At 54.3% G+C, this 13,010-nt stretch carries 17 protein-coding genes; 10 read left to right on the top strand and 7 right to left on the bottom strand.

Annotated features, from left to right (window positions below; translation table 11 throughout):
• Window positions 1–104 precede the first annotated feature (104 nt).
• Together DSD31_RS15300 and DSD31_RS15305 are read left to right on the top strand one after the other, a co-directional pair.
• On the top strand, window positions 105–758 hold the full coding sequence (locus DSD31_RS15300) for a DUF1345 domain-containing protein (RefSeq protein WP_113991158.1): 654 nt from the start codon (window positions 105–107) through the stop codon (window positions 756–758).
• A 393-nt stretch (window positions 759–1,151) separates the two neighbouring features.
• On the top strand, window positions 1,152–2,483 hold the full coding sequence (locus DSD31_RS15305) for a carbohydrate porin (RefSeq protein WP_015584604.1): 1,332 nt from the start codon (window positions 1,152–1,154) through the stop codon (window positions 2,481–2,483).
• A gap of 185 nt (window positions 2,484–2,668) precedes the next feature.
• On the opposite strand, the gene yajD is transcribed toward DSD31_RS15305, so the two are convergent.
• Window positions 2,669–3,016: an HNH nuclease YajD gene (gene yajD, locus DSD31_RS15310; RefSeq protein WP_004860781.1), complete on the bottom strand. Its 348-nt coding sequence runs from the start codon at window positions 3,014–3,016 to the stop codon at window positions 2,669–2,671.
• A gap of 268 nt (window positions 3,017–3,284) precedes the next feature.
• Window positions 3,285–4,460 (bottom strand): glycosyltransferase family 9 protein, encoded by a 1,176-nt coding sequence (locus tag DSD31_RS15315; protein WP_004860778.1) that lies wholly within the window; start codon window positions 4,458–4,460, stop codon window positions 3,285–3,287.
• 366 nt (window positions 4,461–4,826) lie between these two features.
• On the opposite strand from DSD31_RS15315, the gene DSD31_RS15320 reads away from it, so the two are divergent.
• Together DSD31_RS15320 and DSD31_RS15325 are read left to right on the top strand one after the other, a co-directional pair.
• Complete coding sequence (locus DSD31_RS15320) at window positions 4,827–5,327, top strand: YbaK/prolyl-tRNA synthetase associated domain-containing protein (RefSeq protein ID WP_004860775.1); 501 nt, start codon at window positions 4,827–4,829, stop codon at window positions 5,325–5,327.
• Between the two features lie 133 nt (window positions 5,328–5,460).
• Window positions 5,461–5,907: a DUF441 domain-containing protein gene (locus DSD31_RS15325; protein ID WP_004860772.1), complete on the top strand. Its 447-nt coding sequence runs from the start codon at window positions 5,461–5,463 to the stop codon at window positions 5,905–5,907.
• Here DSD31_RS15325 and DSD31_RS15330 read toward each other — a convergent pair.
• Window positions 5,891–6,685, bottom strand: coding sequence for an AraC family transcriptional regulator (locus DSD31_RS15330; RefSeq protein WP_162098178.1), 795 nt, complete (start codon window positions 6,683–6,685; stop codon window positions 5,891–5,893). The genes DSD31_RS15325 and DSD31_RS15330 overlap by 17 nt on opposite strands.
• A 97-nt stretch (window positions 6,686–6,782) precedes the next feature.
• Here DSD31_RS15330 and DSD31_RS15335 point away from each other — a divergent pair, with 97 nt between their 5' ends.
• Window positions 6,783–7,967, top strand: coding sequence for a CynX/NimT family MFS transporter (locus DSD31_RS15335; RefSeq protein ID WP_032717253.1), 1,185 nt, complete (start codon window positions 6,783–6,785; stop codon window positions 7,965–7,967).
• Window positions 7,968–8,078: 111 nt separating this feature from the next.
• Here the strand turns inward: DSD31_RS15335 and DSD31_RS15340 are convergent, their stop codons facing one another.
• Window positions 8,079–8,771, bottom strand: coding sequence for a CTP synthase C-terminal region-related (seleno)protein (locus DSD31_RS15340; RefSeq protein WP_064357158.1), 693 nt, complete (start codon window positions 8,769–8,771; stop codon window positions 8,079–8,081).
• 191 nt (window positions 8,772–8,962) lie between these two features.
• Here DSD31_RS15340 and DSD31_RS15345 point away from each other — a divergent pair, with 191 nt between their 5' ends.
• Window positions 8,963–9,472, top strand: a complete 510-nt coding sequence (locus DSD31_RS15345; protein WP_113991159.1) for a 2-thiouracil desulfurase family protein — start codon at window positions 8,963–8,965, stop codon at window positions 9,470–9,472.
• Window positions 9,459–9,824, top strand: a complete 366-nt coding sequence (locus DSD31_RS15350) for a DUF488 domain-containing protein (RefSeq protein ID WP_015584609.1) — start codon at window positions 9,459–9,461, stop codon at window positions 9,822–9,824. Before DSD31_RS15345 ends, DSD31_RS15350 begins: the two co-directional genes overlap by 14 nt.
• Here the strand turns inward: DSD31_RS15350 and DSD31_RS15355 are convergent.
• Window positions 9,814–10,065, bottom strand: a complete 252-nt coding sequence (locus DSD31_RS15355) for a putative hemolysin (RefSeq protein WP_004860754.1) — start codon at window positions 10,063–10,065, stop codon at window positions 9,814–9,816. The genes DSD31_RS15350 and DSD31_RS15355 overlap by 11 nt on opposite strands.
• Window positions 10,066–10,364: 299 nt before the next feature.
• Between DSD31_RS15355 and DSD31_RS15360 the strand changes: the two genes are divergently transcribed.
• From DSD31_RS15360 to DSD31_RS15370, 3 genes are all read left to right on the top strand, one after another.
• Window positions 10,365–11,378 carry a sensor domain-containing diguanylate cyclase gene (locus DSD31_RS15360; protein WP_015584611.1) on the top strand — a complete coding sequence of 338 codons (1,014 nt, stop codon included), beginning with the start codon at window positions 10,365–10,367 and terminating at the stop codon, window positions 11,376–11,378.
• A gap of 115 nt (window positions 11,379–11,493) precedes the next feature.
• Complete coding sequence (locus DSD31_RS15365; protein ID WP_004101234.1) at window positions 11,494–11,595, top strand: YoaK family small membrane protein; 102 nt, start codon at window positions 11,494–11,496, stop codon at window positions 11,593–11,595.
• 215 nt (window positions 11,596–11,810) lie between these two features.
• A complete protein-coding gene (locus DSD31_RS15370; protein ID WP_086816789.1) occupies window positions 11,811–11,933 on the top strand; it encodes a hypothetical protein in 123 nt (40 codons plus the stop codon).
• A 42-nt stretch (window positions 11,934–11,975) separates the two neighbouring features.
• On the opposite strand, the gene DSD31_RS15375 is transcribed toward DSD31_RS15370, so the two are convergent.
• Together DSD31_RS15375 and leuE are read right to left on the bottom strand one after the other, a co-directional pair.
• Window positions 11,976–12,239 carry a DUF2534 family protein gene (locus DSD31_RS15375; protein ID WP_004860746.1) on the bottom strand — a complete coding sequence of 88 codons (264 nt, stop codon included), beginning with the start codon at window positions 12,237–12,239 and terminating at the stop codon, window positions 11,976–11,978.
• 126 nt (window positions 12,240–12,365) lie between these two features.
• The gene (leuE, locus tag DSD31_RS15380) at window positions 12,366–13,004 is read right to left on the bottom strand and encodes a leucine efflux protein LeuE (protein ID WP_015584612.1); all 639 of its coding nucleotides are present in this window, start codon (window positions 13,002–13,004) and stop codon (window positions 12,366–12,368) included.
• Window positions 13,005–13,010: the final 6 nt, after the last annotated feature.

Here is a 13,010-nt window from a genome sequence, read left to right on the forward strand (position 1 = left end):
TGACTGTTTTCCTTGAAGGCTGGCCGTTGAGTTTTTGCGCTTCAATTCAAATAATGACGTCTGAATAAGCCTCAATCAGTGCCTGACTGGAAGCGACTGCCACTATGCGTCTGACCGCCCACCTCTACATTCGTCTGCCCCTGCTGATTTCAATCGTTTTGGGCGTTGTCTGTTTTTTCTTGCTTCCGACACAGCTCGGGACCTTGCAAAGAGTGCTGATCGGCTGGAATACGCTGGCATGGCCTTATCTGGTTTTTATCTGGATCCGCATGTTGATTACTGATGTATCGGGCATTCAGCGCATTGCCCGGTTACAGGACCAAAGCGCGATGCTCGTGCTAACGATAGTCATTGTGGCCTGTGCGGCCAGCATCGTCGCCATTTTAAGCGAACTCAATGCGTTGAAAGAGCTCTCCGGCACGCCGCGCGTGGTCCATCTCCTGTTGACGGTGACAACCCTCATTGTCTCCTGGGCCCTCGTGCCCAGCTCTTTCGCTATGCACTATGCCCATCAGCACTATCTGCATCGGACGCAGGAGGTCACCCCGATGATATTTCCTGAAAAGCCGGAGGAGCCTGGATACTGGGATTTCCTGTACTACGCGTTTACGATTGCGGTGGCCGCACAAACCGCCGATGTGGCCACCGGGACAACCGGGATCCGGCAAATCACGCTGCTACAATCGGTTATCTCCTTCGTGTTCAATCTCGCAATACTGGGTCTGTCGGTCAACGTCGGCGCAGGTCTGCTGAATTAGCCTCTCCGAATCCGTTTCAACTGGCGCAGCAAGAAAGCCGGCTGTCGTTCCAACATGACGCGACGAAGGTTGCCCTTCCCCCCGCCCCTCCTTCTCCCGACCGGTTCCTTAGGGTCAGCATTGCCGTTTAAAACGCTTATTTTTGTGCGCTAGTCCACAATTTAATATTCCGCAAGGGCAATATTTACTTTTAAATAAATGTGCTGTTTTAGAGCCAGAGGTTACACCATACACTATGCCTGAACGTGCAATGCTGCCTGAAAAATTAATATTCTTTTATAGCAATTAAAATATTTTACATTTTAACCGCCACCAGCCGCGGCTGAGATTTAATAATTAAATCCCGTGCAATTTGTTACGGAACTTATATTTTAAAACACCAGGAATTAATTAATGAAAAAATCTTTATTACCCCTTGCCATTGCGTCGTCACTTTCAATGGTGTCCACAGCCGTATTCGCAGATGATAAAACAGATGCCCCATCCAAAACCGTCACCGCCACCGACACCTTGGCTGGTATTGATTTTTATGGGTATTTCCGTTCAGGCATGGGGGCCAGTGACGGCGGTGGTTCGATGAAAGACGCAACCGGCGGCAGCTTCGAGAAAAATAAACTCGGTCGTCTGGGTAATGAATTTGACACCTACGCGGAAGTCGGTTTTGGTAAAGAATTATATCGTTCAGGAAGTCAGTCTGTATATATCCAGACGATGATCAATATGTACGACGGCGACACCAACAGCAGCCACGAAAATAAGTTTGGCTGGGAAAACATGAATATCCAGTTCCGTAATTTTATGGGCCTGGATGAAACAACCTGGGCGGGTATCCGCCAGTATAATAAATACAGCATTGACGCTAACGACTACGATTTCTGGAACCATACCAACGTCGGCGGCGGTATTGAAAAAATGAGTCTCGGTCAGGGAAAACTTTCTGTCGCCTTCTTACATCGCGATATTGATGAAGATCTTTCAGCCTTCGCCGAAGGCGAAGTGGACGCCCAGCAGCTGATCGATTCCAATCAACTTGAACTGATGTATGACAGCCAGCCTCTGTGGGATGGCGCAACGCTGGCGGTGGGTTATAAATACCTGCACGCAGATGCCAACGATGAGCAAGTAGAGCGAGCCAACCACGATTATGTCGATGGCCAAACCGCGATGGTGGTGTTGAAGCAGCAGATCTTCGACAAAGGCGTTAACAATACGGTTATTCAGTATTATGGCAAAGGCTCCGCCCTGCAAGGCGTGACCTTTGGTGCTGCGGACACGCTCAATGGCACGGTTAAAGAGGGTGAAGGTTGGGCACTGCGTAACTACGGCACTATCCCGGTTGCCGCGGACTGGGATGTCAGCCATGCGCTGAACTATGCTGCCGCCAACGATGTTGAGCTGTGGAATGGTGATAAAGGCGATGCGTCAACGGCGTCCGTCAGCGCGAAAGTGACCTATCACTGGTCTGATTACACCCGGACTTACCTTGAAATGGGTTATTTCGACGACAAGAAAACGGTTAACGGGACTGACTACGATCGCAGCGGGGCAAAATACACCCTTGCGCAGGCGCTGTCCTACGGTCGCGATAAGCCAGAATTGCGTGTATTCGTCAGCCATTACGATAGCGACCGGGATAACTGGACGGATGCCAGCGAATCGTCCTTCAACAATGGTCTGGACAACGACACCTGGGCTGTGGGTATTCAGGCTAACGTCTTCTGGTAATAATGGACTGTCCGCTGCGGGCGACTGGCATAAGCTGCCCGCAGTCGGCAAACCGGCGCAGGATTCTGTCTGAGTGAATACGCCGGGCAGCACGGTCGCGGAGATAGCCGGATCGGAATCCACGCAAAGAGGCGCGTGGCAGGGCTGCTCAGACAGCCCTGAACCCGCAGGGAAGATAGCTGATTTTATGACTTCTTATTGAGCATCGATTTTAAATCCGCAAAGGGGTTATAGGTTGCGGCGGCCACATCTTTTTGCGCATCCTCCCCCGCCACCACTCGCGTCCCGTACTGGTCAGCCTCGGTGTATTTGGAGTGCTCATGATCGTGGCAGTACAGACACAATAACTCCCAGTTACTGCCATCTTCCGGATTATTGGTATGATCGTGATCGATATGGTGAACCGTTAATTCACGCAGGTTGGAATAGACAAACTCCCGCGAGCAGCGCCCACATATCCACGGATAGATTTTTAATGCTTTTTCACGATAGCCGCTTTCCAGCCGGGCATAGTTTTTAGGGATCAGAGCCATTGGAGATGTTACCTGTTACAAAGAGATAATGGGTTAGATAGTACCCCCAATCTGCTCCGCAAGGGAACAGAAGGTCTGATGAAAGCGCAACAGGATATGGCGTATGACGGGTAATCCCTGCGGCGCAAATCCCCCTTGTCGCTCCTGCTAGCGCGCTGGCTGAGCGGAAATCTGACGCATAAAGACGCATAAAAAAGCCAGCGATCTTGTATCGCTGGCCACGGGATGACGCCCTGCTGCCGGACTGACTCTTTACCGGCAGCGACGATTATCGATCGTTCAGACAATCCCGCGCGGGCTCTTTTGCCAGCACGCCGCCTTCAATCTCACGCATAATCAGACTGGCCAGATTCTCCATTTGATGGACCTTGCCGCATTTGACAATGATCTGCCGCGCGTTGTCATATCCCGGCGCCCACAATCGGTTGTTCATGCGCACATCTTTATAGATAGCCACCAGCGGTTTTCTCCACGCCGCCGCCATATGCACCACCGAGGTATCCGGTGAGATAATCAGATCGGCCTCGGCAATCAGCGCCATGGCGTGATGCAGCGTTTTGAAGGGGTTAATGCTCACCTTTTCTGGCAGCGGGAGTCGGATCTCATTGCGGTGATCGAGCAAAATAATCTGTACATCGGGATAAGCCTCCTGCAGTTTGCCGATCAGGGATGACAACTGCGCCTGCGACAGACTGCGGTCCGGATGCCCGGCAAAAATATTAATGATGACTTTTCGCCCGACAAGCCCCGCCAGATACTGCCGGGTTTGCTGATAAATATCCTCTGGAATATGGAGGTCATAACGCTCCAGATGTTTTTTATCCAGATTCAGATGCTCGGCGATAAACGTATAGGTTTGGCTGACATGCCAGTTTTCACAATCAAAATCAAAGGATTTTGAATAATGATTAATCGATGCCCATTTATTAAACCCCAGAACCGATTTTGCTTTTATTTGTCGCAATAACAGCATCCGGTGTATGGGCATATCGAATAAAGAGGGATCGATAACAATGTCATACTTATTATTCGCAAGCTCATTAATAACGGACTCAGGAACATTATGGGTAAATTTACGCAGGAAATCACCGGAGGCTACATTCTCAGCCTCATAGATCCGACGAATGCCCGGATGATACCGCATCACCTGGCTATTCGATTTTGTCAGCAGGAAATCCACGATAAACCCAGACTGATGAAGGCACTTAACCAATGCGGAATCGACAACCACATCCCCGATAGCGCCTTCATTGCGCATCAGCAGCACCGTTTTTGCCGATGATAAATCCAGCTCAGACCGCGCAGGGCTATCCCACAGCGTTTTTGCAATATAAACACGTAAGGCGTTACGCACTCTTTTTGTAAAATAATTACGGCGTCTGTTAAGTTCCCTTATTTTTTTAAACTTCTTTGGGGATACCCGCACCGCTGTGTTGTCCATCATCATATCCTCGTCACCACAATTAACCGCACCACTATCGATTTTGTTAAGGACTCAATAAAATGAGAAAAGTTCTATTGCTTAATAAATTCTTTCCATTTTGTTGGGATCGGTGCTTTGGCCAGCGATAAATTGAAGAGAAATTGCCTAAATTATGAATTAAATGCGAATAATCCGATGAGAAATACGAATTGACCCTCACCGCTCGCGGAGATATTCATCGTTACGCATCATGTCGTCTGTCTCTCTCCTCGGTCGAACATTCACCGCGCAAGAAATCAGCAGCAAAATGCCCCCTCAGGTTCCGTTGGTTCTCATCTGGTGTGAAGACGATTATGCTGACGACTTTGTCATGATGGAAAGAGTGAGATGAACATGCCGGAAAAACGCAACACCCACCGTCAGCTGCTCGCGCTGCTTGAACAGCACCAGGCCCACTATCGCGTCGTGGAACATGAGGCCGTGGGGAAATGTGAGGCCGTGTCGGAGATTCGCGGTACCGCTTTGGGCCAGGGGGCAAAAGCGCTGGTCTGTAAAGTCAAAGGGAACGGCGTGAACCAGCATGTCCTGGCGATCCTCGCCGCCGACCAACAGGCGGACCTGTCACGCCTGGCGCAGCATATCGGCGGCAGCAAGGCATCGCTGGCCAGTCCGGCGGAAGTCGATACGCTCACCGCCTGCGTTTTTGGCGCCATCCCACCGTTCAGCTTTCACCCGGATTTGCGGCTGATTGCCGATCCGCTGCTGTTCGATCGCTACCCTGAGATTGCCTTTAACGCCGGCCAGCTGGATAAATCCATTATCCTGAACACCGAGGATTATCTGCGCATTGCCCGCCCGGAGCTGGTCGCCTTTCGCCGCGAAAGCTGAGAGGTGATGGCTCACCGCCACGCCAAATTGTGCAGATGCCTGGAAACGCGGTCACTGGTCAAAAAAAGCCTGTCTATTCACGCTATTACGCGTAGAGTAGACAGGCTTATTATTTTGGCAAGGATCTCCCGTCATGTTCGATACAACCCTGTTTATTCTGCTCGGGCTGGCCGCGCTGGGTTTTATCAGCCATAACACCACCGTGGCTATTTCTATCCTCGTTTTAATCATCGTTCGCGTCACACCGCTCAACGTCTTTTTCCCGTGGATTGAAAAACAGGGGCTGACGATCGGTATTATCATTCTGACCATTGGCGTAATGGCTCCCATTGCCAGCGGCACGCTGCCGCCGTCGACGCTGCTGCACTCGTTCGTCAACTGGAAGTCGCTGCTGGCGATTGCCGTGGGCGTATTCGTCTCGTGGCTGGGCGGACGCGGCGTGGCGCTGATGGGCTCGCAGCCGCAGCTGGTCGCCGGACTGCTGGTCGGCACGGTCCTTGGCGTAGCGCTGTTCCGCGGCGTACCGGTTGGCCCGCTGATCGCCGCCGGCATTATTTCGCTGTTTATCGGGAAGTCGTAACCAGACTCGCCAGGTAGCGGCCTGGCGTCTGGCCCAGCCCCTTTTTAAACATCGTAATAAACGCGGTCGTCGAGTCATATCCCAGCGTTTGCGCGGTCTGCTGGACCGTTTGCCCGCGAATCAACATCTGCAGGGCCAGGATCAGCTGCAGCTGGTGTCGCCAGCGGCGAAAGCTCAGTCCGGTCTCGCGCACCACCAGCCGCGCCAGATTCCGTTCGCTCATCGCGAATTCTGCCGCCCACTGCGCCAACGTCTGCCAGCGGGCCGGATCAACCGCCATGAAATCCGCCATCTGGCGAATCTTCGGATGTGGGGAAACCGGCAGCTGCAGATGTTCCTGCGGCTGTCGCGGGAGCTCATCGAACAGCACCTGCACCAGCCGTTGCGTTGTCGGATGGGCAAACGCCTCCCCATGACGTCCGGCAAGGGTCAGAATAAGCTCGCGCACCAGAGGCGAAATTTTTAAGGTACAACAGTGCGCCGGCATTGGCGCAGCATCCGGTTCAATAAACAGAAAACTGATTTGTGCCCCCGGCGTGGCGCGGTTGCTGTGGGGCATCTGACCCGGTACCCACACCGCATACTGCGGCGGCACCATCCACATTGCGTTCTCCACCTCGCAGGTGAGCGCCCCATGCAAGGCGAGGATCAGCTGGCCTTTGCGGTGCTGATGGCGCGGGATGAACTGCTCGTCTTCCACCACCTGAATACGAAACGCGAGGGCCGATTCATGGCCGCTGTCCGGATCGTAGCCATCCAGGCCGAGTCCTATCATGATTTTGTCCGATATTAGCGATAATCTGTCATTTTAGCTTGATTTAAACCATCGGCAAACGCGCTATTGTAGCCGCCCTGTTTACTCGTCAGAGATTGCCATGAGTTCTGTTTTGCCTTCTACCGGCCGCCGTCATCTGCTGCTGATTGCCGGGATTTTATTCATTGCCTCCACGCTACGCGTGACTTTTACCGGCGCAGCCCCGCTGCTCGACGCCATTCGCGCTGACTATGGTCTCTCCACCGCACAAACCGGGATGCTCACCACATTGCCGCTGCTGGCCTTTGGCCTGGTATCACCGCTGGCGGCAGGCGTCGGTCGCCGGCTGGGCATTGAGCGCAGCCTGCTGGTGGCGCTAGTCCTTATTTGTCTGGGTATCGGACTGCGTTCGCTTCCTTCCACCGCCTTGCTGTTCGGCGGTACGGCGATCATCGGCTGCGGAATTGCGCTCGGTAACGTTCTGCTGCCGGGTCTGATCAAACGCGACTTCTCACAGCATGTTGCCAGGATGACCGGGGCCTACTCGATCACTATGGGCGGAGCGGCCGCGCTGGGTTCAGCCATGGTGGTGCCGCTGGCGCTGGCGGGTTTCGGCTGGCACGGCGCACTCTTGATGTTAATGGTCTTTCCGCTGCTGGCACTGCTGGTATGGTTGCCGCAAACGCGCAAGACCGCGACCGCGCCGCTCACCGGTTCCGGCGCCATGCACAATCGCGGAATCTGGCGCTCCGCGCTCGCCTGGCAGGTCACCCTGTTCCTCGGCATCAACTCGCTGGTCTATTACGTTATTATTGGCTGGCTGCCGGCCATTCTGCAGAGCCTTGGCTACAGCGAAGCGCAGGCGGGCTCTCTGCATGGTTTGCTCCAGCTGGCCACCGCCGCCCCCGGGCTGGCAATTCCGCTGATTCTTCATCGCCTTAAAGACCAGCGCGCCATCGCGATCATTGTGGCGCTGATGTGCGCCATCAGCGCCTGCGGACTGTGGTTCTGGCCGGGACAGGCGGTAGTCTGGACGCTAATCTTTGGTTTCGGTTCGGGGGCAACCATGATTCTGGGGTTGACGTTTATCGGCCTGCGCGCAAACTCTGCGCATCAGGCAGCGGCTTTGTCGGGGATGGCGCAGACCATCGGATATCTGCTGGCCGCCTGCGGACCACCGCTCATGGGGAAAATTCATGATGCCAACGGCGACTGGCAGATCCCGCTTCTCGCCGTGGCGCTGATTTCAGTCGTTATGGCCCTGTTCGGCGCGCTGGCCGGTCGCGACCGGGAGATAAACGGATAGCGCTTTGATAAGCCGCCATTACGATGGCGGCAATATTTTCCTGCTCACCCGCGCGTCCGGGGCGGCACCGGCAATGCGAACTGAATCCTGGAAGATTAACCGGCGGTGAGTTTATTGGTTTGCGGCATGTAAAAACGCCTGCACCAGCGGTGCGGGACGCCCTTCCAGGGCATGACGTTCATGCTGGAACAAGGTCGCCACAAAAAACGGATGCGTGACCAGCTCCACCGCGCGAATCTCCCCCTCTTCATCCCATCCGGTTACCCGCAGCTCTCCCTGCTCAAGTTCACGGGCAAAGCTGTCGGCGATACCATAGTTGCAGTGGTAGCCCTCTTCAATATGATCGCGGCCATACGCACGGGCTATCAGGGTATGAGCGCGCAGCTCAATGGTGTCCGACTTTTCAACCAGCGAACAGCTTAGCGGCGCTATCACCATCCGTCCTTCGGTATCGGTTTCAGCATGTGCCGCATCCTGCCAGCCCATCACGTTACGCGCATATTCGATTATCGCGTGCTGAAAACCACCGCAGGTTCCGAGGAAAGGCACGCTGTTTTCGCGCGCGTAGCGAATGGCGGTAAATGCGCCTTCGGCATTTTCATACGGGCTGGCGGGCACCACCCAGATAGCATCGTAATCCACCAACGCGTCGGCATGGTGAATATCACGAGTTGCCAGCCAGTCATAGCGCACGGGCAGTTCCAGCACGGCGGCGGCATCGTCGATAGCCAGGGGGATAGCTTTATGGGCAATCACGTCAGGATTGTAGTCGCCAACCAGGGCAATACGCAGGGGGGTGTTCATAGCAGGATCCTTATGTCAGAGCGATTTTCGGGCAACACAAGGAGCCTCAGATTAGCGATCTCCGTCGCGGAACACAACCCCTGTTTTCACCGCGCCAGAAGGTCCTTCGCGCTTTTGGATTGCTTTGTAGGCGGGTAATTTCCGCGCGCAGGCGCTATTGTATAGCGCAGAGAAACAATGATGGACCGCCTATGAAAAGCAAAATTTTAGTCAGCGCCTGCCTGATGGGGTTTCAGGTTCGCTATAATGGCAGCCAAAAAGCGCAGCTTGCCGACGCGCTGGCACGTTGGCAGCGCGACGGTCGGCTGGTGATTCATTGCCCGGAGCTCGCCGCCGGGCTGCCGGTCCCCCGACTCCCGGCCGAAATCCTTCACGCCCAGGGCACGGATGTCATGCAGGACCGCGCGCGTATCGTTGAGAGCGACGGTCAGGACGTCACTCCGCACTATCAGCTGGCCGCATGGCTGGCCCTGCGCACCGCACAGGAAGCCGGCTGTAAGGCCGCGTTGTTAACCGACGGCAGCCCGACCTGCGGCAGCCAGTTTATCTACGACGGGATGTTCAGCGGGCAGCGAAAGCCGGGGTCAGGCGTGGCGGCGGCGCTGCTGCGTGAACACGGCATCGCCGTTTTTTCCGACCGACAGCTACCCCAACTCCTCGCCTGGATGCAACAGAGAGAAAATAGCGATGATTCACTGTAAACGCGTTTATGATCCGGCAGAGCCCGGCGACGGTTACCGCGTTCTGGTTGACCGACTCTGGCCGCGCGGTATGAAAAAAGAGGCTTTGCGCTACGATGAATGGTGCAAATCGCTCTCGCCCTCTTCGGCGCTACGTAAAGCGTTCCACGGCGAGGCGATCGATTTTGTCAGCTTCAGTCAACAGTATCGCGAAGAACTCGACGCCCGGCGCGACGAAGGATTGCGTCTCGCCGGGCTGGCTCGCCAACAGCCATTAACCTTGCTGTATGCCGCCAAAGATACCCGGCAAAACCATGCGCTGGTGCTGGCTGAGTGGCTGGAAAACCTGTCTGCCGGCGAGGCTACGCCTTAGCGGGGTGATCCCGGCGCCACAGCTCCCATTCATCGAGGGTTTCCCCGCCGGGCAGCTTACAGTCGCTGCGCACGCCCTGCGGCGTCTGAACCGGTATCAACTTACCGCCCTTCTGACCGCAGTAAACCGAGGCCGGGTTCGCCATGCCGATAGACTTCGGCGGCGGCGGCGCATCCTGCGGCTGCGGCTGCTTCGCGCAGCCGGCCAGGGCCAGCGGCAGCAGCATTATCATCCACTTCATTTCTGCTCCTTCTTTGCACAGAGCACGTATTTGCCCTGATTCTTCATGGTTTCTCCATTTTAACTACACTTTTGCCGCGTAGAGTAGCGCTTGTTCTCGAACTGACCAGAGAACAGATCATTCCATAATCAATGAGTTTTCCCCGTCGCCCCCGACGGGGCTTTTTTTCCCCGCTGCGATCGCAGGTATTCCCTTCATTAATGTGTTAAATTTGTTGTATCTATGTTTACTCTTCGTTGGTAGCCGTTTTCCAGCATAAATGACTGACGGCCCCACCCGCGATCGGGAGCCGTACATTCATGTCAGATTTTATTCTTGCTCGCGTCTCGCAAACGCTCGCCACTGAACATTCTCTCGAAATGTTAGTCAGGCAGCTGCTTGAGATGCTGGAGCTTGTGACCAGAATGGAGTCAACTTATCTGACTCGTATTGATTTAAAAGCGCAGCGCCAGCTGGTGCTGTACGCGCATAACAGCAGCGAAATGCAGATCCCGGAAGGGTTTTCGGTGCCGTGGAATGAGTCGCTGTGTAAACGTGCAATCGATGATAACTGCCAGTTCAGTAACGATGTCAACACCCGCTGGCCGTCGTGCATCGCCGCTCAGGGGCTGGGGATTATCACCTTCTTCAGCATTCCCGTGCGCCTCGCCGATGGCTCGCTGTACGGCACATTATGTGCAACCAGCCGCAATAAGCAGCCCTATAACCTCGAAGGCGAGCAGGTGATGGCGCTGTTTGCCAACTTAATTTCTCACTATGTTGAGAAAGAGACGCTGGTTGATCAGCTTCGCGCCGCCAACGTCGCGCTGGAAATGCACTCCTATACCGACGAGCTGACCGGTTTAGCCAATCGCCGGGCGCTGTTTAAGCATCTGTCGTCAATGTTTCCCCGCGAGCGCGAGCAGCAGCGCAATCTGCTGATGATCTTTATCGACCTTGACGATTTTAAAGCGATAAACGATCGCTTTGGTCATCAGTGCGGGGACAGCTTTCTGGTCCAGATTGGCGAACGGCTGAAGGCGCATATTCGCCAGGGAGACCTGGTGGGACGTCTCGGCGGTGATGAGTTTTTAGTCGTCGGCACCGAACTGGACACGCTGCAGCAACAGTCCTTTGTTGCGACCCTGCGGCAGGCCTTATGTGGGGTTTACTTTCTTGGCGAACACCGAATTAACTATCCTGGCGCCAGTTTTGGCATCACAGAGGTAAATCCCCAGGTTCTGGATGTCGAAAGTGCGCTGCGCGCTGCGGATGACGCTATGTATCAGGATAAAAAGTCCCGGCGGCGGGATTCCTTTCTGAATATTGATTAAAACCTGACGGCGATATCCAGTATGATAGCGAGGTTTTCCGGTAAGCTGTTGCGATGCGGCGGCTTAATGGTTTTGTGGCAGGACAGGTCATATTTTTAGCTTCAGGGGTAACATCATGAGATTGGGTATTCTTTTCCCGGTGGCCATTTTTATCGTCGCCGTTGTTTTTCTCGGTTGGTTTTTCGTCGGCGGCTACGCGGCTCCGGGCGGCGCGTAATGAAAAAAAGCACCATTCTGATGATTATCATCGCGATCGTTGCCCTGGCCGGCGTTCAGTTTGGCTGGTGGTAGCATCGGCGGTCGGGGATCGTTCGTCAGAGCGTTATTGCGGAGTTATCCTATCCACTCAATAAGTTAACGCTATACACTCACTTCATCAGCCGACTCCGCACGCTCTTTGCCCGCGGACGGTGGACAACGGAGAAGTGAGAAATGAAAAAACCGATCGTGTTATCGTTGATTCTTGCGCTATGCACGCTGTTATCGGGATGTATTGTTGACGACGGCTATCACCACAGGCACCACCATCATCATTATGACGGCCGCGGCTGGTGACGAAAGGGTTAAGCAGGGCGAACGCGCGTTCGCCCCATAGCCTTAGTCCTGACGGTCAGAACCTAAAAAGAAGAAGCCCAGCGGAATGGAAAACAGCAGCGTGAACACGATGCTGTACACGGTCACCATCGCCCCCTGCAGGAAAAACATCGATGTGCTCCATTCGGAGTACGGCATATTGTATTCGCTAACGACCCCGCCAAACGTTGCGCGGCCCACCACGGTGAGCGCGATGGCAAACACAATCCCTATCGACAAGAAGAATTTCTTGCTGTTTTTGTTGCTGATGAGCTTTTGCAGAATCATCCGGGTTCCCTTTTCTCTGACCGATAATCGGCTGTATATGTAACATCAATGCAATAAAAATTGAAGGGTTTTTGTTACAAGCCAGAGGATAAAGCTATCAGGCCGGAATCACTACCGGCCAGCGGTTTACGATTGCAGGGTTGCCAGGCGCGCAGCAAAGCCGACAAACACCAGACCAATCAGACTGTTGCCGATTTTTGCCAGTTTCTTTCTGGTCTTCACGTAGCGCGTCACGAACGAGCCGGACAGGATCAGGAAGCTCATATACATAAAGCTAATCACTTCCAGCGTCAGCGCGAGGATAAAGAACGCCAGTCCGGGTGTTGTCGCGTTAACGTCGATGAACTGCACGAAAAAAGAGACATAGAAAAGAATGGCTTTGGGATTGGTCAGGCTAAGCGTCAGCGAGCGTTTCAGAATCGCGCTTCCCGGTTCAGCCCCGGCGTCCGCGTGCCCTTCCCGCTGAGTCAGAACGGAATAGAGCATCTTGCCACCCAGCCACAGCAGGTAAATCGCGCCCAGATAACGAACGATATTAAACAGCACCGGCGTGGTCTTAATCAGGGTCGCAACGCCGGCAAACGCCAGCAGCATCAGCACCGCGTCGCCGATGAACACGCCAGCCGCCGCCAGATAGCCCTTTTTAACGCCGTGTGCGATACCGGTTTTCAGAACAAAAAAGGTATTAGGGCCGGGCACCAGGATGATAAAAATAGCCCCGACCAGATAGGTCAGATAATTCAACACACCAAACTCAGCGAACACGCTGCA

This window comes from Klebsiella sp. X13 (assembly GCF_003323835.1).
Lineage (GTDB): Bacteria > Pseudomonadota > Gammaproteobacteria > Enterobacterales > Enterobacteriaceae > Klebsiella > Klebsiella ornithinolytica.